This is a genomic window from Bacteroides hominis, from assembly GCF_033042785.2.
In the GTDB taxonomy this organism is placed as follows: domain Bacteria; phylum Bacteroidota; class Bacteroidia; order Bacteroidales; family Bacteroidaceae; genus Bacteroides; species Bacteroides hominis.
This window is the reverse complement of sequence record NZ_CP178829.1, coordinates 3,437,554-3,458,350: the sequence shown is the minus strand read 5'-3', so window position 1 is coordinate 3,458,350 and position 20,797 is coordinate 3,437,554. Positions and strand designations below refer to the sequence as shown.

Sequence of the window (20,797 nt, the reverse complement as noted above, 5' to 3'; positions counted from 1 at the left end):
TTATTTTATTTGTTATTCACTCTTAATACTATTCACCGGATTTTCATTGGCGATGTGCCAGGATTTCCCAATAATGCATATAATGATAAAAGCCAGTAGGCAAATAGCTATTGCTACATACCAGCCTATACTTATACATACCGTATCCCGAAATTGGCTTATCCATATTTGACTTACTAAGTAAGCTCCATATGTACCGATAGCAATTGAAGGAATAGCTACCCAGAAGATATCTTTAGATAACAAAAGCAAAACAGAACTTACTTCGGCGCCATTTATTTTACGAATAGCTATCTCTTTACCACGTCTGCGAACTTCATCATTCGTATACCCGATCAATCCCATCAAAGTGATAAACAGAATCGTTATAAAAGCCAATATAGTAGTATCACGAAATATCATTGTAGGACGATAGCCCCTTTCCAAATCCCGCTCCAAAGAGGTGAACTCTATTTCTTCTTGTGGATATATCTTTTTCATTTCATTATTCAACATACGCAGATTATCTGCAAAAGGTTCTTTAAGACGTACATGCATATTTACTAAATTAGTCCCCCATTCAATTTCTATGGGTTCATAGTCAGGTGGAAGCGTACCAAAACAGCAAGGAGCGAGTATTCCTACCACTGTTCCTCGATTAGGGATTATTTCACCAACGCCACTACCTGTCCAACCCATCTTTTCTACATAGGGTTGATTGACCAGAAACTGCCTTTCGCCAGTGAGGTTTTGCCCGACCTTAAGCCGAAGCCCCATAAGTGGGACAAAATCTTTGTCAAATATACCACAACGGGGAGTAAAAAGAGCATTCCCGTTCTCATCAGTCACCTGTCGGTTCCCAAGCCACATCATACCTCCCTCAGCAGTGGCTACCCCTTCTACATAAGGCAACGATTTCAAATTATTACGTGCATTATCCGGCTCAGCAAACTTATGCCAACAAGATGCTATACGTTCCGGTCGATACCCCATATCTCTATTTGTAATATAATGGAACTGAAAAAAAGTCACACACATCAATCCAAAAATAAAAGCTACTCCTGCAAATTCTATAAATAGAAGTGTCCGCTTCCAACCCATATTCCCTTTAGTGTAATGATGGAAAACCTGCGTTACCGGAATTGAAGAGAAAACTTTTCCCGGCAATACACCTCCAATAATAAACAAAAAGGCAACTACCGACAATGGAGCCCATAGATTGTGCCAAGTGAAAAGAGATGATAACGACACTCCCGCCAATTCTTCAATTTTTTCCTGGAACTGGAATAAAAGTACTACCATGAAAAGCAGAGAGATCCCTATAATCAAAGCTGTTTCATATATAAACATCGAAAGTATAGCCCTATCAGACGCACCATTACACTTGTGAACACCGATTCCTTTTGCCCGCTGAGAAAGTGAAGAAATAGAAATAAGTACATAGTTCATAGTGGCGGCAAAAAGAATGGCAAATCCTAATAAAGACATTATTAAAATTGTCTTCCGCACATTAGATTGCTCCAAATGAATAGTACGTAAAGGTACTACAAACATATGTAAATGCAGATTCATTTCAGGAGGAATGTGCTTTGCAATCACCTTATCAATACCGGCATTGATAGCATCAGCGCTTCTTTCTCCGTCTTTTAAGCGGATAAAAGCATTATAATTACCACCACTCGTCCAGCCCGAACGTCCCCAACCATATTTATTATGGCTGGCAAAAGAAAGAACCATTTCGTGACGTTCCAGCGATACATTATCCGGAAGATCGGCATAAACTCCTCTCACCAAAGCTTCAACTTGAGTGCCCCAAACCATCAGATGTAAGGTTTTTCCTATAGGATCCTCTTCACCAAATACTTCTCGTGCAACAGACTGTGACAAAAAAACCACATCTGGGTTGGTCAAATCATGCGGATTGCCATTAATAACTTCTATCCCCATAGTACGAAAATAAAGAGAGTCAGATAAAATGAAAGACCGATTCAACTTTCGGTTGCCTATCTTTAAAGTAGTTCCGAAAGACAAACTCGAAAAAGCTGCACTTTCTACCTCTTCCGGAAATTCCTCAGCAATGGTAGAGGCTACCGGAATCAATGTATATACTCCGGCATTCCCTTTAATCACTCCATTCTCAACCCACTCCGTTTTTACGATGTAAAGATCATCCACATCCTGAAAAAAGTTATCATAACTAAGCTCAAAAGCAACTCGAGAGAATAAAATAATAGAAACTAATAACCCCAATGTCAGAGATATTACTTTAATGACATTACTTCCGCGTCCGCGAATCAATGTCAGAATGGTATAATAGAATTGTTTCATCGTTTTTACATATTAAATCATCACTATTCATTTTTTATGCTATTCACCGGATTCTCATCAGCAATATGCCAAGATTTGCCAGTGACACTTCCTACAATCAATAACGATATTAATAAAAGAAGCAAAAGAAAATGCCATGCGCTGAGACTAATTTGATCGGTAAATTGCTCCAACCATTTGTTTCCAACGACATAGGCCAATACAATCCCAATAAAAATGGATGGTAAAGCAATCCAGAAAATATTCTGATTCAAAAGATTAACAATATCCCACGACTTAGCCCCATTCACCTTACGGATGGCAATTTCTTTACTGCGGCGTTGCACTTCATCATCCACAAACCCCAATAACCCCATCAATACGATCACTAAAATCGCAACAGAAGCCACAACCACGGTATTACGAAAACGGCGCACTTCCTGATATTGATTATCGACCTCTTGACGGGCAGATCGGAATTGAATATCTTCCGTAGGAAATGTTTCCTTCATCAAAGCAGTGATTTTCGAAAGATTCTCTGTAAATGGTTCTTTCAAAATCAGATTCCGTTTATTAGCTTCCCATCTCCTTTCCAAATTGTTTACCAATGCCACAGGAACTTGTGGCTGATATGCGCTTTGCGCCACATAATTTTTAAGTACCCCAACCACAGTACCCCACTCATAGTTAGCTTCCATCAATTTCTGACCTATAGGCGAATCAACCCATCCAATTTGCCGTACCAATTCTTCATTTACCAATACTTCACCATCCTGACGGACATTACGTCCCTGCAAAATCTGTAATCCTAAATTCGGAACATAATGCTCGTCTATAAATTCGACACGCCCCATGAAACGTTTTCCATTAATATCAGTAAAAGATTGCCTCATATGCCCATCATAAATAAATGAAGCACTATTACAAGATGTCTCAATAAAAGGTAATCCTCGGAGAATGCCATCTATTTTATCCATCGAATCAAATGGTCCCCACCCTATAACTAAATTATCTACTCTATAGCCCATATTCCGACTCATAACCTGATTATACTGTAAAAGGATAATCATTAATAATCCCAATATGAAAGCAACTCCTGCAAATTGCACAAACAACAATGGGTATTTCCAAGAAACACGGTATCCAGTAAAACGATGAAAAACTTGTGTCACAGGAATTGAAGAGAAAAGTTTTCCCGGTAACAAACCAATCAGTAAAAACAATAAAATGATTACTAATGCAGGTACCCATAGAGTACGCCATGCAAATAGTGTCGCCAATGAAGCACCAAACAAGTCTTCTATTTCCAGTTTAAAACAAAGTAAAAGGACTATGACAAATAAAAGAGAAATTAAAATCAATAATGCCGATTCCCATAAAAACATACAATATATATGTCCAGTTGATGCTCCACTGCATTTATGTACTCCTACTGATTTGGCCCGCTGTGGCAAAGAAGAAATTGAAATAAGTACATTATTCATTCCAGCAATCAGCAAAATAATAAATCCGAGAATCGATAGGATATTCACAATCTTACGTGATTCTTTTTTTTGCAAATGAAATTGAGAAGGAGTTATAAACGAAAATTCTTCAGACCAGTCTTTAGTATACTGCATATATTTTTTCATCATTTCAGGCATACGTGCCGTCACCTTCTCTACATCTTCCGAATGGCGAAAACGAACCATACATATATAGCTGATATCACCCCGCCATCCACCACGTTCATCTCTAAATCTTTTTGCACGAGTCACAAATGAATAGACCCCATCAAAACGAAATTCAGCGTTCTCAGGAATATCTTCAAAAACGCCCCGAACTGTTAATGGATAATCAATGTTAATCATTACTGTCTTTCCAATGGGGTTAGCATCAGCAAAAAGACTTCGGGCAAGAGAACGAGACACAAACAATGCATCCACATTGTCCAACTCAGACACATTGCCGGAAAGTACTTTAATGCCCAAAGTGGAAAAGACATGGCTTCGAGAAGTAGCCAGTATTACATCTTTTTTTTTCTCGCCTTCATGATAAAGTGAACTACGACTAAACAAATCAATCAAAGTTGCATCTTCCACTTCATCAGGAAAATTTTCACGAATTGCCACCGGAAGTTTTCCGTAATTATCATAAACGGGCTCTTTCTTCTCACCCTGCGAAACAACTGTGCGTAAAGTCAGAAAAAGTTTTTCCGACTCTTGATAATAGCTATCGTAGTTTAACTCAAATGCTACGCGGGAAAAAAGCAATATTCCAACAAATAGTCCCAAAGTCAGTGAAACAATCTTGATGATATTGTTTCCCCGTCCTCGCAGTAATGTCTGAATGGTATAATATATATGTCTTAGCATATTGTGATCTTTATTAAGCCTTTACACTTGCCACCACGCTACCGTCAAACAGATGCACCGTGCGATGGGCAAACGAAGCATCATGTTGGGAGTGGGTCACCATAATAATTGTTGTTCCCTCTTTATTCAATTCGGTCAACAAATTCATTACCTCCGAACCATTCTTAGAATCGAGATTTCCCGTAGGTTCGTCAGCAAGGATCAATTTCGGATTAGTTACTACCGCACGGGCAATGGCTACACGCTGTTGCTGTCCTCCGGAAAGTTGCTGCGGGAAATGCTTGGCACGATGACTAATATTCATCCGGCGCAGCATATTCTCTACCATCTGACGCCGTTCAGAAGATTTTATACCCAAATAAGTGAGAGGAAGTTCCACATTTTCGTAAACATTCAGTTCATCTATCAAATTGAAACTCTGGAAAACAAAGCCCAGTTTACCCTTACGTACCCGTGTACGCTCCTTCTCCTGAAGACCGGCTACCTCCTGCCCCATCAGCTGATAAGAACCTTCTGTCGGGTTATCAAGTAATCCCAAAATATTGAGTAACGTAGACTTGCCGCAACCGGAAGGTCCCATAATGGCAACAAACTCGCCCTCCTCTATATCCAGGCTCACATGGTTTAACGCTACGGTTTCTACTTCAGAAGTACGAAAAACTTTACTAAGATCATTAATTTGTATCATAATCCTTTTTATTTTAATCGGTTTATTTTTGTTTATTCATTCTTTATACTCTTTACAGGATTCTCGTTGGCTATGTGCCAGGATTTTATCATCACACTAATCACAATTACAGCCATTATAGCCAAAGCAATCAGTACAAACCAATACACCTTCAAATGAATCTGTTCGGTAAATTGTCCCAACCAATGAATACCCATAAAATAGGCTCCTGTAGCACCTAACAATACGGCTGGCAGAGCTACCCAAATGACCTCCTTGGAAAGTAATTTTAATATATTGGAAGCTTCGGCACCATTCACCTTACGAATAGCTATTTCTTTGCTATGACGACGTACTTCATCATTAGTATATCCTATCAGTCCCATCAGTGAAATCAGCAAGATAACAATAAAAGCCAATATCACGGCATTGCGAAAGCGAAGTACGCTTAAATATTGGTTATCAATGGTTTTCTGTAATGATATAAATACAATATCTTCAGTAGGATACATTTCTCTTATTGTTTTATTAAGCAGACGAAGATTTTCCTCGTAAGGTGCCTTGAGCCGGACGTGATAACAATCATTCACATCCTGTTGCCCCATAAATACCACCGGTTTTAATTCATTATAATAACTGCTTACCGGAAAGTCTTCCATCACTCCCACAACTGTAAAATCCTCATATCTCATGCCCACAGCCCCATCAGTCCAATGGATAGACTTTACAAACTTTTCATTTACCAGAACCTGATTGGGACCATCCAAATTCTTCCCTTCTTTAATACGAATCCCCATAAACGGAGCATAATTATATGAACAAACATTCAGACGGGCTGTGAATACAATCGTTCCGTTATCATCAGCAACAGGCTGACCGCTATAACCGGAAGTTATGTTTGACCAACAGACTGCAACATCTTTTACCATTGATAAACGACGGAGATTATCCAAAGCAGATTCCGGATCATCAAAGCTGTGATAAGTGAAAGCCACTCCGTCAGCATTATACCCTAAAGGTTTGGTTGTAATCCGATTGTACTGTATAAGAACCACGCACAATACACCAAAAATAAAAGTCATCCCGGTAAACTGTACAAAAAGCAGAGACCGTTTCCAACCTCTCCTCCCTTCAGTATAACGTCGGAACACCTGAGTGACAGGAATAGAGGAAAATAGATATCCGGGAATGATACCGGCAAATAAAAACAGAACCAGAATAACACAAACAGGTACCCAGAGAGTTCTCCATGCAAAAAGAGAACTTAAAGAAGCGGAAGCAATATCCTCTATTTGCTCATCAAAATTTAAAACCAAGCTACCGACCAATATCAAAGATACCAAAATGATAATGCTTGTCTCCCAAAGAAACATCGAAAAGATGTTTTTGCTACTGGCTCCACTGCATTTATGTACACCTATCGCTTTGGCACGACTTGCGAGTGACGAAACAGAAATCAAAACATAATTCATTGCAGCTATAAAAAGGATAACAAATCCCAATAAGGACATAATCATTATCATTTTATGTACAACGGGAGTCTCTGCGTAAACTTCACGGATCGGTTGAAGTGAATAGCGCATTCCAAAGCCGTCATTTTCAAGATCGAACGGCAAGTACTTTTCAATCACCTTATCTATCCGAGAGTTCACTTTCTCCAAACTTCCGGTCTCTTTCAGGCGAATATACCCTTCGAAACTATCGCCACAAGTCCAGCTGACACATTCCCACTCATATTTTATGATGGTAGCAAAAGATATTACCACATCATGGCGTAAAGAACTATTCTCCGGAATATCCGCATAGACACCTTTAACAGTCATGGGAAAGGAACGCTTATAAAGTAGTACTTTCCCTATCGGATCTTCATTGCCAAATGCTTTTCGTGCAAAACTCTCGGAAATGAACATGGTTTCCGGATTACCCAGCTCATGCGGGTTACCTTTTAGGACCTCAATACCCATCGTCCGAAAAAAAAGAGAATCGGCAAGAATGACCTTAGGCTCCAAACGAGTATTTCCATTGAACAAAGTATTACTACGACTTTGCACACGCACCACTGTAGCCGACTCAATATCTTCGGGAAAGTTTTCACTAATAGCAGCCGGAACAGGAGCCATCACTGTCGGGTAAGGACCTTTCTTTTCACCATCCTTATAATGCACTGTAACATTGACGGCACATAATTTATCAGCCTCGTAATAATGGTTGTCAAAACTCAATTCAAAAGTAACACGTGCAAAAAGCAGTATCCCCATAAATAATCCCAAGGTCAACGAAATAATTTTAGCCAAATTTAAGCCCCGCCTATTAAGAAGAGTCCGGAAAGTATAGTAAAGTTGTCTCATATCTCTGTCTGTATATTATTATTTTAGAAAAACAGAAGTAACTCAATAATTATAAAGTTATTTATCTATTATAAAGCAGAAAGCGTGCCAAGAGGATTTATCTATTGACAATCAAACCATTGCATTTCACCATCTTCATTCTACCTGTCTAATTCTTAGACACTGCTGTCTATTTATTAGACAACAATATTTGCTTATCAAGAAGAAAACTCTATCTTTGCATCGAGTTTTCAATTCAAAAAAAATAGTTTATGGATAAGAAAAAAGGAATAATCGGAATCTTTCTCTCTTGCCTGTTACTTACCGGTTGCGACATGATAGACTACCATCCCTACGATGTCAAAATCAAAGGCGAAAGAGATATTAATAACAAAAATATCGAGAAGATAGAAGCCAAATGTCTGAATAAGACCACTATCCGCTTTATAGCTATGGGTGACTCGCAACGATGGTATGACGAGACAGTAGACTTCGTAAATGCCGTAAATAAACGAAACGACATCGACTTTGTAGTGCATGGAGGAGATCTGAGCGATTTCGGACTAACAGACGAATTTCTATGGCAAAGAGATATCATGAACAAACTAAATGTGCCGTATGTCGCTTTGATTGGTAATCATGACTGTTTGGGAACAGGAGAAGAAGCATTCAGGAAGATATTTGGAGATACTAATTTTTCATTTATCGCAGGAAGAGTAAAGTTTGTATGCCTCAATACGAATGCAATGGAATATGATTACTCGGATCCGATTCCGGATTTCAATTTTATCGAAGCGGAATTGACAGAACGTTCGGACGAGTTTGACAAGACGGTATTTTGCATGCATGCCCGCCCTTTGTGCGATCAGTTTAATAACAATGTAGCCAAGATCTTTCAAATGTATATACGTCAATTTCCAGCCCTGCAATTCTGTACTGTAGCCCATGAGCATCGTATCAGTGCTTCGGATGTATTTGAGGACGGAGTAATGTATTACGGCAGCAATTGTATGAAAAACCGCAGTTATTTAGTATTCACCATAAAACCTGAAGGATATGATTATGAAGTGGTTGAATTTTAAATCTACTCTTTATACTGTATTGGCACTGTTCTTGTTTTGTCCGGAAGACGCTTTGGCACAGGCAGACAAAAGTGATGAAGAAGAAACCAAAGATACTGTTCTGGTCTCCAAATCGGAGCCCAGCAAATATGATAAACGCATCCACCGTTTCCGGAAAGGATGGAACTCTTTGATACCGACTCACAATAAAATACAGTTTGCCGGAAATATGGGCATGTTCTCTTTCGGAACCGGATGGGATTACGGACGGAGGGATCAGTGGGAAACCGACCTTTTTCTGGGATTTATTCCCAAACATGACTCACATCGCACGAAACTGACTATGACCCTCAAGCAAAACTATATGCCTTGGAGTCTTGAGTTGGGGAAAGGCTTTTCTACGGAACCTCTGTCATGCGGGCTCTACTTTAATACGGTATTTGGACACGAGTTCTGGGTAAAAGAACCCAGCCGCTATCCGGAAGGGTACTATGGCTTCTCTTCCAAAATCCGTACCCACATCTTTTTGGGACAACGGTTAACCTATAACATAGATAAAGACCGTCGTTTCTTTACCAAGTCTGTCACACTCTTTTATGAATTGAGTACTTGCGACTTGCTGCTGATAAGCCGTGCCACAAACCGTTACTTACGGGCACGTGACTATTTAAGCCTATCTTTCGGATTAAAATTCCAGTGGCTATAACGACATAAACAAAAGATGAAATTTTATCTCCCCTCTTTCTCCTGTCAGGAGGGGAGATAATAAGATATTTCCCGGATTTAGATTCATTTTGATCCTCTGTAATAGAGAATTGTTATTAACTTTGCCGCTAACAATTAAATTTCAATCTTCTAAATGGGAACCATTATCATTGTCGACGATAACAAAGGAGTACTGACAGCAGTGCAGCTATTACTGAAAAATCATTTTTCGAAAGCCATCACCCTCTCTTCACCAGTCAGCTTGTCATCTGTTCTGAGAGAAGAAAATCCGGAAGTCGTCTTATTGGACATGAATTTCACTTCCGGCATCAACAACGGCAACGAGGGCCTATTCTGGTTGCACGAAATCAAACGCCAATACCCCAATCTCCCGGTAGTACTTTTCACCGCATACGCCGATATTGATTTAGCTGTACGAGGTATCAAAGAAGGCGCTACCGACTTTATCGTAAAGCCATGGGATAACCAAAAGTTAGTCGAGACTCTGCTAAACGCTGCTTCACAGGCCAAAGAAGGCAAAAAGAAGAATCGAAAGAAAGAAAATCCTTCTATAGCTGCCATGTACTGGGGTGAAAGCAGTGCTATGCAACAACTTCGCATGCTGGTAGAAAAAGTAGCTACAACCAATGCCAACATATTGATTACGGGAGAAAACGGCACCGGAAAAGAAATGCTCGCCCGGGAGATTCACGCCCTGTCATCCCGTTATAAAGAAACGATGGTCTCCGTAGACATGGGGGCAATTACCGAGTCTTTATTCGAAAGCGAGCTTTTCGGACATGTGAAAGGTTCTTTTACCGATGCACATGCCGACCGCACGGGTAAATTTGAAGCAGCCAACCATAGTTCTCTCTTTCTTGACGAAATCGGGAACCTCCCCTACCACCTGCAAGCCAAACTGTTGACAGCCATCCAACAAAGAAGTATCGTACGGGTAGGTAGTAACGAACCTGTTCCTGTAGATATCCGGCTGATTTGTGCTACCAACCGGAATCTACAGGGAATGGTTGATAAAGGAGAGTTCCGCGAAGACTTACTTTACCGTATCAACACCATTCATGTAGAGATTCCGCCTTTGCGTAATCGCAGGGAAGATATTGTCCCACTGGCCGAACGCTTCATTACACGTTTCTGTAAACAATACGACAAAGCTCCCATCAGCCTGACTGCATCTGCTTGTGAAAAGCTGACCGCACACTCCTGGTACGGTAACATCCGGGAACTGGAACATGCCATCGAAAAAGCAGTCATCATCTGTGACGGCAATTCGATACCTGCCGAAATGTTTCAATTGGTACAAAAAACAGAAATACAGCAAACCGAAGCTTCCACACTTGAGGAGATGGAAAAAGCCATGATCCGGAAGGCATTGGATAAATGCGGAGGCAACCTTTCGGCAGTAGCTTCCCAATTGGGAATCACCCGCCAGACACTATACAATAAGATGAAAAAGTTCGGCTTATGAAGACTCACATCAGACTACTTACCGAACGATATTGGTTCCGCCTCGGAGTGAGCCTCTGTTTTGCCATAACAGCGGCTCTGTTTTACTCAAACAGAGACTTCGTTTGGATGATATTGAGCCTCTGTTTTTTAATCTTCAGCATCTGGTGGCAATTATCTCTATACCGCATCCATACCAAGCGGGTTCTTTTCATGATCGATGCGCTTGAGAACAACGACAATGCCATTCACTTCCCGGAAGAAAAAACCACACCCGAAACCCGGGACATCAATCGTGCACTGAACCGGGTGGGACACATATTATATAATGTAAAATCGGAAACGGCACAACAAGAGAAGTACTATGAACTTATTCTTGACTGTATAAACACAGGAGTATTAGTGCTCAACGATAATGGAGCCATCTATCAAAAAAATAACGAAGCACTCCGTCTGTTAGGATTGAATGTACTTACTCACATCCGCCAACTGAGTAAAGTAGATGTGACATTGATGCAAAAGGTGGAATTCTGCCGTACCGGAGAAAAACTACAGATTACTTTTAATAATGAACGGGGCACAGTCAATCTTTCCATTCGCGTATCGGATATTACAATACGCAAAGAACATTTACGCATCCTCGCCCTCAGCGACATCAACAGCGAATTGGACGAAAAGGAAATTGATTCGTGGATACGCCTGACGCGTGTATTGACTCACGAAATAATGAATTCGGTAACTCCCATCACTTCACTGAGCGATACCCTGCTCTCACTTTCCGATACCCATGACGAAGAAATACGCAGTGGTCTCCAGACCATCAGCACTACAGGGAAAGGGTTATTAGCTTTTGTAGAGTCTTATCGACGTTTTACCCGTATCCCCACTCCCGAACCATCTTTGTTTTATGTAAAAGCCTTCATCGATCGCATGGTAGAACTGGCACGGCATCAGAACACTTGCAAAAACATCACGTTTCATACAGATATTTCTCCTGCCAACTTAATTGTTTATGCCGATGAAAATCTAATCTCGCAGGTTGTCATCAATCTGCTCAAAAATGCAATTCAAGCTATTGGTACACAAGCTGACGGAAAAATAGAAATCAGTGCCCGCTGTAACGATTCGGAAGAGGTACTGATAGAAATCAAGAACAATGGTCCCGTCATTCCCCCGGAAATAGCAGACCATATCTTCATCCCATTCTTTACGACCAAAGAGGGAGGTAGCGGCATCGGACTTAGTATCTCTCGCCAGATCATGCGTCTGTCCGGAGGAAGCATCACTTTATTACCGGGTAAAGAAACTAAATTTGTGCTGAAATTTAAGTAAAACCATTGTTTCCAAAATGCGATATCAGTATTATTAGCAACGCAATAGCAACAGTTACCGGCAAACAATGAGAAAAGATTCCTGTTATTAATAATATATCAATTCAATCTTTAAAGCCATGACCTATCTTGCTAACAACCCTTTATTCCACGGAATTTCGCCCGAAACGCTATCCCGTGATTTTGACGGAATCGTTTCTCACCTCCGTATGTTCCGCAAAGGTGACATTCTTGCCAGACAAGGTGACGTATGCAACCGGCTGATGATATTGCTAAAGGGCAGTGTCCGGGGAGAAATGATCGATTATTCGGGCAGACTGATTAAAGTAGAGGATATTACTGCCCCTCGTGCGATAGCCCCACTTTTCTTGTTTGGTGCCGACAATCGTTACCCGGTAGAGGTCACAGCAAACGAAGCTACTGAGATTTTTGAAATTCCTAAAGAAAGTGTACTGAAGCTATTCCGGAGAAATGAGAGATTCTTAGAAAACTATATGAACCTTTCGGCCAATTATGCCCGGACACTTGCCGACAAACTATTTTTTATGTCTTTCAAGACGATCCGGCAAAAACTGGCCTCGTACCTGCTCCGGATTTCAAAACAGCAGGAGGGAAATCCTATACTACTCGATCGCTCACAGCAAGAATTGGCCGATTATTTCGGAGTGTCACGCCCCTCACTGGCACGCGAACTGGCACACATGCAGGATGATGGCCTGATCAGAACAGACCGGAAATTAGTGCACATCCTGAGAAAAGAAGATTTAATGCAGTTGATACAATAAAATCTCCAATCTTTTTTCTATTGTTTGTAACATTGGTTACAGAACTACCTCAAATCCTCCACCTATCTTTGCCTTCAATTAAGAAACCAATTAATACGTAAGAATTATGAGTATGTTCTGTTATCAGTGTCAGGAAACCGCAAAAGGTACAGGCTGTATCCTCAGCGGAGTATGCGGGAAAACTCCCGAAGTAGCCAATATGCAAGACCTCTTGCTTTTTGTTGTACGCGGAATCGCAGTCTACAACGAGGCATTACGCAAAGAAGGACGTTCTTCTGCCCAGGCAGATAAGTTCATCTTCGATGCCTTGTTTGTCACTATTACAAACGCCAATTTTGACAAACGGGCCATTATTGAAAAAATAAAGAAGGGCCTCGAACTTAAAAAAGATTTAGGTAGTCAGGTTACTATCGAGTCCGTCCCCGATGAATGTACCTGGTATGGCGATGAATCAGAGTTTGAAGAAAAAGCCCAAACTGTAGGCGTACTTCGCACTCCGAACGAAGACATCCGTTCACTGAAAGAACTGGTTCACTATGGCATTAAAGGTATGGCGGCATATGTAGAACATGCCTATAACTTAGGATACGAAAACCCGGAAATATTTGCTTTTATGCAACACGCACTGGCAGAACTGACCCGCGAAGATATTACGGTAGATGAACTGATAGCCCTCACACTCACTACCGGAAATTATGGGGTACAGGCAATGGCCCAGCTTGATACTGCCAACACCAATCATTACGGAAATCCGGAAATATCTGAAGTGAATATTGGCGTCCGGAACAATCCGGGTATCCTTGTCAGCGGGCATGACCTGAAAGATATAGAAGAATTGCTACAGCAAACAGAAGGTACCGGTATAGACATTTATACCCACAGTGAAATGCTGCCGGCACATTATTATCCCCGGCTGAAGCAATACAAGCATTTAGTAGGAAATTACGGCAATGCCTGGTGGAAGCAAAAAGAGGAATTTGAGAGTTTCAACGGTCCCATCCTCTTCACTACCAATTGCATCGTTCCACCACGCCCGAATGCCACTTATAAAGATCGGATTTACACAACGGGAGCCACCGGTTTGGAAGGTGCTATCCACATCCCCGAACGTAAAAACGGAAAGCCCAAAGACTTCTCTATCATCATTGAACATGCACGACGTTGCCAACCACCGGTAGCAATAGAAAACGGTACGATTGTAGGCGGATTCGCCCATGCCCAAGTAATCGCATTGGCCGATAAGGTGGTAGAAGCAGTAAAAAGCGGTGCTATCCGTAAGTTCTTCGTCATGGCCGGATGTGACGGCCGAATGAAAAGTCGCAGTTATTACACAGAGTTTGCAGAGAAACTTCCGGCAGATACAGTGATCCTGACAGCAGGATGTGCCAAGTATCGATATAATAAGCTGCCTTTAGGAGACATCAACGGCATTCCCCGAGTACTGGATGCCGGACAGTGTAATGACAGTTATTCGCTCGCTATCATCGCCATGAAATTGCAGGAAGTATTCGGACTAAAAGATATCAATGATCTGCCAATCGTTTATAACATTGCGTGGTATGAACAAAAAGCCGTTATTGTTCTGCTGGCTTTGTTAGCACTTGGAGTGAAAAAGATTCATTTGGGACCGACACTTCCTGCATTCTTATCACCTAACGTAAAACAGGTACTGATCGATAACTTCGGAATCGGAGGTATCAGCACAGCGGATGAAGATATTGCAAGGTTCCTGGCATGATATGAACGGTAAATGATGAACAGTAAACGATAAACGGAGGACTCTTGCCTATGGCACACAACCGGTTTATCGTTTACCCTTCATCGTTTATCACTCTTCTCTCGGGAGCACCAGGTTCAACCCTACTCCTACCAATGCAGCGAGACCGATTCCTGACAATGAAAACTCACCCCATGTCAACACGGCTCCACCTATGCCTATTGTCAAGGTCAGAGAAACAATTATGATATTGCGCGTCCGGCTCAAGTCAATGCAATTATTGACAAGATTGGCAATTCCCGCACAAGCAATCGTACCGAAAAGAAGCAGCATGATTCCTCCCAATACAGCCGAAGGGATAGACTTTAGCAAAGCACTGACTTTGCCGATCACTGAAAACAGAATTGCCGTGACCGCCGCAATTCGTATTACCTGAGGATTTGTCACCTTGGTAAGTGACATCGCTCCGGTTACTTCCGAATATGTAGTCACAGGAGGACCTCCCAACAAGCCTGCACAAAGACAGGCCAAACCATCTCCCAAGAGCGTTCGATGCAATCCGGGATCTTTCACATAGTCCTTTCCGGTTACAGTATTTACTACATACACATCACCGATATGTTCTATCACCGGAGCAATCGCTACCGGCATCATAAACAAAATAGGCTCCCAGGAGAACTTAGGAAATACAAACTGCGGAAAGCCCAACCATGCTGCATCTCTCACTCCCGACAGGTCGACATCATAAAAGACCAATGCGGCAACATACCCCACGATAATTCCGCAAAAGATAGGTATTAGCTTCAATAGTCCTTTAGCACGGATAGATACAACCACGGCAGTCAGTAATGAAAGTAATGCAAGAGTCCAGTTTTCTTTTGCCATATTGACTCCGGTTCCGGCAAGTGAAAGCCCGATCAAGATAATTACCGGACCAATAACTACCGGAGGGAACAGGCGTTCAATCAGTCTGATTCCTTGCCATTTGACCAAAGCACTCATGACAAAGTATACCAATGCAACCCCCACCATTCCAGAAAGCGTGCCGGCGAGTCCGTATAATTCGGTTGCTTTAATAATGGGAGCAATAAACGCAAAGCTGCTGCCCAGGAAGATAGGAACTTTCCCCTTTGTTACCAAATGAAAAAGAAGTGTACCGATACCGGCCGTAAATAAGGCTGTAGAGGGGTCAAGTCCGACCAATAAAGGTACGAGAACAGTAGCGCCAAAAGCCACAAAAAGAAACTGTACTCCTACCACGCCCTTACGTAAAGGAGAAAGATGATTTGAATCCATATAGATATAGAATGATATTATTTGGGCTGCAAAAATAACATTTTTAAACTATTTTACGGCAATTTGGGACATAAATACATCCAAAGAGCATTTCTATTTGTTACATAATTTAAGTAACTTCGCACAGTGAAATGTAAAATAACAAATTAATAACCTTCAGCACTCATTGCTTATGATATTTACCGCAGAAAACATTCTACTCATTGGTTCTATCTTACTATTCGTTAGCATTGTTGTCGGAAAAACCGGCTATCGTTTCGGAGTACCCGCTTTATTATTATTTCTTCTCGTAGGCATGTTTTTCGGAAGCGACGGTCTGGGACTGCAGTTCCACAACGCCAAAGTCGCTCAATTTATAGGTATGGTAGCCCTTAGCGTCATCTTGTTTTCCGGTGGTATGGATACTAAGTTCAAAGAAATCCGTCCCATCCTGTCACCGGGAATTGTACTCTCTACTGTAGGAGTACTCCTCACAGCTCTTTTCACCGGTTTGTTCATTTGGTATCTTTCCGGAATGGGTTGGACGAATATCCATTTCCCGCTGATTACTTCCCTACTGCTTGCATCGACCATGTCGTCCACCGATTCTGCCTCCGTGTTCGCTATCCTCCGTTCACAGAAGATGAATCTGAAACATAATCTGCGTCCCATGCTTGAACTGGAAAGCGGAAGCAACGACCCGATGGCTTATATGCTGACCATTGTCCTGATACAGTTCATCCAATCGGATGGTATGGGTACAGGCACCATTATCGGCTCATTCATCATCCAGTTCCTGGTAGGCGCAGCCGCCGGATATATACTGGGAAAGCTGGCAATACTGATCCTTAATAAAATAAATATCGATAACCAGTCACTTTATCCCATTCTGTTATTGTCATTTGTATTCTTTACTTTTGCCATCACCGACCTACTCCGCGGTAACGGATATTTGGCTGTATACATTGCCGGTATGATGGTAGGTAACCATAAAATAACCTTTCGGAAAGAAATTGCAACGTTTATGGACGGACTTACATGGTTATTCCAAATCATTATGTTCCTCATGCTGGGACTACTTGTCAATCCGCACGAAATGCTTGAAGTTGCTGTTGTAGCATTACTTATCGGAGTATTCATGATCGTTATCGGGCGTCCTTTAAGTGTATTTCTTTGTCTGTTGCCTTTCCGAAAAATCACTTTGAAATCGCGTTTATTCGTTTCGTGGGTAGGTCTGCGGGGAGCTGTGCCTATCATTTTTGCAACCTATCCGGTAGTAGCCAATGTAGAAGGATCGAATATGATTTTCAATATTGTATTTTTCATCACAATTGTTTCGCTGATTGTGCAAGGAACAAGCGTATCGTTTGTAGCACGCTTATTGCATCTGTCTACTCCTCTTGAAAAGACCGGAAATGAATTTGGTGTCGAACTTCCCGAAGAAATAGATACCGACCTCTCGGACATGACCATCACTTCGGAAATATTGAGTGAAGCCGATACGCTGAAAGATATGAACCTGCCTAAAGGAACTTTGGTAATGATCGTAAAACGCGGAGATGAATTCCTGATTCCTAATGGCACACTAAAACTGCATGTAGGGGACAAATTATTGCTGATCTCAGAAAAAAATAAAAAGGAAATGGCTGAGAGTGAATAAAAGCTCATAACGAAGTACACAGAGAACACGGAGTATATATCACCCTGATATCATAAGACGTGTCTCTGTGACTTTTATCGGCTTAATAATAGACAAATAAAGCTCTCCCATTCTCCGTTAATTTAACGTAAAACTTTACGAAAGAATTCGGTTTCCGTTAATAGAATATTAATTTTGCGCAGTTTTAAACTGAATGTGCAAAAATTACAAAATGGAACAAGAACAACGGTTCATTGGTTATATTGAACAGAGCATCATAAACAACTGGGATGCAAACGCCCTGACAGACTACAAAGGAATCACCCTTCAATATAAGGATGTAGCCCGGAAAATAGCCAAATTTCACATCATATTAGAAATGGCCGGCATTCAGCCGGGAGATAAAATAGCTGTCTGTGGACGTAATAGTGCCCACTGGGCTGTAACCTTTTTGGCTACTGTGACCTATGGTGCAGTAATTGTTCCTATCTTACACGAATTTAAGGCTGACAATATTCACAATATCGTCAATCACTCCGAAGCAAAATTGCTTTTTGTAGGTGAGCAGGTGTGGGAAAACCTTAATGAGGACCGGATGCCGCTACTTGAAGGCATATCTTCTTTAACTGATTTTGCCCCACTTGTGTCGCGCAACAATAAACTGACGTATGCACATGAACACCGTAATGAAATATACGGGCAACGATATCCCAGAAATTTCCGCCCGGAACATATCTCCTACCGTAAAGAAATGCCGGAAGAACTGGCTGTCATAAATTATACGTCGGGAACAACCGGCTATTCCAAAGGAGTCATGCTTCCATACCGGAGTTTGTGGTCAAACATCGCCTATTGTCATGAGATGCTTCCGGTAAAACCGGGAGATCATATCGTCTCCATGCTCCCTATGGGACATGTGTTCGGCATGGTCTACGACTTCCTTTACGGATTCTCTGCCGGCGCCCATCTCTACTTTCTGACGCGTATGCCGTCTCCCAAGATCATTGCACAGTCATTTGCGGAAATCAAGCCGAGAGTGATCTCTTGTGTGCCGTTGATTGTTGAAAAGATTATTAAAAAAGATATTCTCCCCAAACTGGACAATAAAATAGGTAAATTGCTGTTGAAGGTCCCCATTGTTAATGATAAAATAAAAGCCGCTGCCCGACAGGCCGCTATGGAGATCTTCGGGGGAAATTTCGATGAGATTATTATCGGAGGAGCTCCATTCAATGCAGAAGTGGAAGCCTTCCTTAAACAAATAGGATTTCCATACACCATTGCTTATGGCATGACAGAATGTGGGCCCATTATCTGTTCAAGTCGCTGGGAAACCTTGAAACAGGCTTCGTGCGGAAAAGCAACCAGCCGTATGGAAGTGAAAATCGACTCCCCTGATCCGAAAAGCATTGCCGGAGAGATCATTTGTAAGGGTATGAACCTAATGTTGGGATATTACAAAAATCCGGAAGCGACTTCACAAATCATCGATGTAAACGGATGGCTCCATACCGGCGACTTAGCTACAATGGATTCGGAGGGGTATGTCACAGTACGTGGACGAAGTAAAAACATGTTACTAACTTCAAGCGGACAGAACATTTATCCGGAAGAAATAGAAAGTAAATTCAACAACATGCCTTATGTATCCGAATCATTAGTCCTGCTCCAGAAAGATAAACTTGTGGCATTAATCTACCCTGATTTCGATGATGCCTTTGCACATGGACTGTCACAAACAGATATTGAAAGGATGATGGAAACCAACCGGATTGAACTCAATCAGCAATTACCCTCTTATTGCCAGATTACTAAAATAAAGATTCACTTCGAAGAATTTGAGAAAACTGCGAAGAAGAGCATCAAACGATTTATGTATCAGGAGGCAAAAGGATAAAAGCATTAAAGTACCAATTCCCGGAACAATCGCTCCAATGTCTCCTCCAGATCATCGGAGTAACCCACATGAGGTCTTGAAGTTTGAATACACGAACTCCGGTGTGCAGTCAACCATCGAAAACGTTCCGGGATTTCCAATTGGGCAATAGCTCCTCCTGTACGGCAACCGGCACAAATTTTGCTAAAAGCCTCCAGATGTTCACGGAAAGAATCAATATCAAGTTCCGGTGCAAATAGCCTCAGCCTTTTTTCATTGATATCATAACGCATCCTGATAAAGCATGCTTGTTTGGAAAACAGGATAACTCCAACATTGATAAACTCCTCACGTTCCACTTTCGGAACAATCCGGATAACGGCGTATTCATAAATATGCTTCTCTGGCATGTTTTGCTTCTTTTACAAACGTTTCAGAATGTTCTATCCTTTCTATAAGAAATTGGTAATAGATATCACGGATATCTTGGGGAGTTTCATTTTTGTCACGCCACTCCACCCAGTCATCCGGAATCAAATTTACGATCTCACGAATCTTCTCCGATGTCAGTAATACCCGAAATTCGGCATCCACCTCCTCCAACTTATCGGCTTGCGGCAATAGAGCATGATCTTTAATCTGAGTAAAAGGACTCATTGCATGTTTGTGCCAATTGACCCATGAATGCTGAAAAAAGAGAGAGGCACCATGATCTATCAGCCACAACTCTTTATGCCACATAAGCATATTGGTATTTTTCGTGGTACGGTCCACATTAGTCAATAACGCATCCAGCCATACAACCTGTGACGCCAGTTTGCCGTCGATCTCAGTAACAACCGGATCGAATGGTAAAGCGCCTGAAAGAAAATGCAAACCCAGATTCAATCCCCGGCTTCCCTGCAATAAGTCCTGTATCTCTTCGTCGCCTTCCGAACGTCCGAAAGCTTCATCTAAATTCAAAAAGACCAACTCCGGCAGACGAAAACCCAACATCCGTGCAATCTCACCACCAATCAATTCTGCTATCAGTGCTTTAGTTCCGTGCCCTGCACCCCGAAACTTAACAACATATTTAAAACCATCATCAGCTTCGGCCAGCGCCGGTAGAGAACCACCCTCACGCAGCGGCATGATGTAACGAGTGACATCGACTGTACGCAACTCCATAATTCAAACTCCTTCCTGTATACTGTTACAGGTGATAAAGATACAATAATGTTTCCATTTCACCAACTTCTGTTTATAACACTCCATACGAATATATGTTTATACAAGCCGTTGACATACAAAAATACAACTATGCCTCA

At 41.6% G+C, this 20,797-nt stretch carries 15 protein-coding genes; 8 read left to right on the top strand and 7 right to left on the bottom strand.

Going from position 1 to position 20,797, the window contains the following annotated elements:
• Nucleotides 1–12: 12 nt before the first annotated feature.
• From R3O62_RS14425 to R3O62_RS14410, 4 genes are read right to left on the bottom strand one after another with little or no spacing between them, the layout of a single operon-like run.
• On the bottom strand, nt 13–2,307 hold the full coding sequence (locus R3O62_RS14425; protein ID WP_317472568.1) for an ABC transporter permease: 2,295 nt from the start codon (nt 2,305–2,307) through the stop codon (nt 13–15).
• Nucleotides 2,308–2,330: 23 nt separating this feature from the next.
• Nucleotides 2,331–4,640 (bottom strand): ABC transporter permease, encoded by a 2,310-nt coding sequence (locus tag R3O62_RS14420; protein ID WP_269109742.1) that lies wholly within the window; start codon nt 4,638–4,640, stop codon nt 2,331–2,333.
• Nucleotides 4,641–4,653: 13 nt separating this feature from the next.
• Nucleotides 4,654–5,328 (bottom strand): ABC transporter ATP-binding protein, encoded by a 675-nt coding sequence (locus R3O62_RS14415; protein WP_032536050.1) that lies wholly within the window; start codon nt 5,326–5,328, stop codon nt 4,654–4,656.
• Between the two features lie 32 nt (nt 5,329–5,360).
• Nucleotides 5,361–7,655 (bottom strand): ABC transporter permease, encoded by a 2,295-nt coding sequence (locus R3O62_RS14410; RefSeq protein WP_032536049.1) that lies wholly within the window; start codon nt 7,653–7,655, stop codon nt 5,361–5,363.
• A gap of 251 nt (nt 7,656–7,906) precedes the next feature.
• On the opposite strand from R3O62_RS14410, the gene R3O62_RS14405 reads away from it, so the two are divergent.
• The 6 genes from R3O62_RS14405 (at nt 7,907) to hcp (ending at nt 14,718) form a co-directional block, all read left to right on the top strand.
• Nucleotides 7,907–8,716 carry a metallophosphoesterase family protein gene (locus R3O62_RS14405; RefSeq protein ID WP_005805687.1) on the top strand — a complete coding sequence of 270 codons (810 nt, stop codon included), beginning with the start codon at nt 7,907–7,909 and terminating at the stop codon, nt 8,714–8,716.
• Complete coding sequence (locus R3O62_RS14400) at nt 8,691–9,401, top strand: hypothetical protein (RefSeq protein ID WP_005805685.1); 711 nt, start codon at nt 8,691–8,693, stop codon at nt 9,399–9,401. Before R3O62_RS14405 ends, R3O62_RS14400 begins: the two co-directional genes overlap by 26 nt.
• Before the next feature lie 153 nt (nt 9,402–9,554).
• Entirely contained in the window at nt 9,555–10,886 is a 1,332-nt protein-coding gene (locus R3O62_RS14395; RefSeq protein WP_005805683.1) for a sigma-54-dependent transcriptional regulator, read from the top strand.
• On the top strand, nt 10,883–12,196 hold the full coding sequence (locus R3O62_RS14390; RefSeq protein ID WP_317472569.1) for a sensor histidine kinase: 1,314 nt from the start codon (nt 10,883–10,885) through the stop codon (nt 12,194–12,196). Before R3O62_RS14395 ends, R3O62_RS14390 begins: the two co-directional genes overlap by 4 nt.
• Nucleotides 12,197–12,314: 118 nt before the next feature.
• Nucleotides 12,315–12,980: a Crp/Fnr family transcriptional regulator gene (locus R3O62_RS14385; protein WP_005805678.1), complete on the top strand. Its 666-nt coding sequence runs from the start codon at nt 12,315–12,317 to the stop codon at nt 12,978–12,980.
• A gap of 106 nt (nt 12,981–13,086) precedes the next feature.
• Nucleotides 13,087–14,718, top strand: coding sequence for a hydroxylamine reductase (gene hcp / locus R3O62_RS14380; RefSeq protein WP_165014692.1), 1,632 nt, complete (start codon nt 13,087–13,089; stop codon nt 14,716–14,718).
• Nucleotides 14,719–14,808: 90 nt separating this feature from the next.
• Here hcp and R3O62_RS14375 read toward each other — a convergent pair whose 3' ends face one another.
• A complete protein-coding gene (locus tag R3O62_RS14375; RefSeq protein WP_005777463.1) occupies nt 14,809–15,993 on the bottom strand; it encodes a uracil-xanthine permease family protein in 1,185 nt (394 codons plus the stop codon).
• A gap of 172 nt (nt 15,994–16,165) precedes the next feature.
• Between R3O62_RS14375 and R3O62_RS14370 the strand changes: the two genes are divergently transcribed.
• A complete protein-coding gene (locus R3O62_RS14370; protein WP_005805674.1) occupies nt 16,166–17,632 on the top strand; it encodes a potassium/proton antiporter in 1,467 nt (488 codons plus the stop codon).
• A 211-nt stretch (nt 17,633–17,843) separates the two neighbouring features.
• The gene (locus R3O62_RS14365) at nt 17,844–19,508 is read left to right on the top strand and encodes a long-chain fatty acid--CoA ligase (RefSeq protein WP_005777459.1); all 1,665 of its coding nucleotides are present in this window, start codon (nt 17,844–17,846) and stop codon (nt 19,506–19,508) included.
• A gap of 5 nt (nt 19,509–19,513) precedes the next feature.
• Here R3O62_RS14365 and R3O62_RS14360 read toward each other — a convergent pair whose 3' ends face one another.
• A complete protein-coding gene (locus tag R3O62_RS14360) occupies nt 19,514–19,897 on the bottom strand; it encodes a DUF3037 domain-containing protein (protein WP_005777457.1) in 384 nt (127 codons plus the stop codon).
• Complete coding sequence (locus R3O62_RS14355; RefSeq protein WP_005777455.1) at nt 19,875–20,657, bottom strand: HipA family kinase; 783 nt, start codon at nt 20,655–20,657, stop codon at nt 19,875–19,877. Before R3O62_RS14355 ends, R3O62_RS14360 begins: the two co-directional genes overlap by 23 nt.
• Nucleotides 20,658–20,797: the final 140 nt, after the last annotated feature.

What these genes read in the sequence shown, in the direction of transcription:
- R3O62_RS14360 (WP_005777457.1), bottom strand. Translation starts at nt 19,897, where the DNA reads ATGCCAGAGAAGCATATTTATGAATACGCCGTTATCCGGATTGTTCCG.
- R3O62_RS14425 (WP_317472568.1), bottom strand. Translation starts at nt 2,307, where the DNA reads ATGAAACAATTCTATTATACCATTCTGACATTGATTCGCGGACGCGGA.
- R3O62_RS14410 (WP_032536049.1), bottom strand. Translation starts at nt 7,655, where the DNA reads ATGAGACAACTTTACTATACTTTCCGGACTCTTCTTAATAGGCGGGGC.
- R3O62_RS14375 (WP_005777463.1), bottom strand. Translation starts at nt 15,993, where the DNA reads ATGGATTCAAATCATCTTTCTCCTTTACGTAAGGGCGTGGTAGGAGTA.
- R3O62_RS14395 (WP_005805683.1), top strand. Translation starts at nt 9,555, where the DNA reads ATGGGAACCATTATCATTGTCGACGATAACAAAGGAGTACTGACAGCA.
- R3O62_RS14405 (WP_005805687.1), top strand. Translation starts at nt 7,907, where the DNA reads ATGGATAAGAAAAAAGGAATAATCGGAATCTTTCTCTCTTGCCTGTTA.
- R3O62_RS14355 (WP_005777455.1), bottom strand. Translation starts at nt 20,657, where the DNA reads ATGGAGTTGCGTACAGTCGATGTCACTCGTTACATCATGCCGCTGCGT.
- hcp (WP_165014692.1), top strand. Translation starts at nt 13,087, where the DNA reads ATGAGTATGTTCTGTTATCAGTGTCAGGAAACCGCAAAAGGTACAGGC.
- R3O62_RS14370 (WP_005805674.1), top strand. Translation starts at nt 16,166, where the DNA reads ATGATATTTACCGCAGAAAACATTCTACTCATTGGTTCTATCTTACTA.
- R3O62_RS14385 (WP_005805678.1), top strand. Translation starts at nt 12,315, where the DNA reads ATGACCTATCTTGCTAACAACCCTTTATTCCACGGAATTTCGCCCGAA.
- R3O62_RS14400 (WP_005805685.1), top strand. Translation starts at nt 8,691, where the DNA reads ATGATTATGAAGTGGTTGAATTTTAAATCTACTCTTTATACTGTATTG.
- R3O62_RS14390 (WP_317472569.1), top strand. Translation starts at nt 10,883, where the DNA reads ATGAAGACTCACATCAGACTACTTACCGAACGATATTGGTTCCGCCTC.
- R3O62_RS14365 (WP_005777459.1), top strand. Translation starts at nt 17,844, where the DNA reads ATGGAACAAGAACAACGGTTCATTGGTTATATTGAACAGAGCATCATA.
- R3O62_RS14420 (WP_269109742.1), bottom strand. Translation starts at nt 4,640, where the DNA reads ATGCTAAGACATATATATTATACCATTCAGACATTACTGCGAGGACGG.
- R3O62_RS14415 (WP_032536050.1), bottom strand. Translation starts at nt 5,328, where the DNA reads ATGATACAAATTAATGATCTTAGTAAAGTTTTTCGTACTTCTGAAGTA.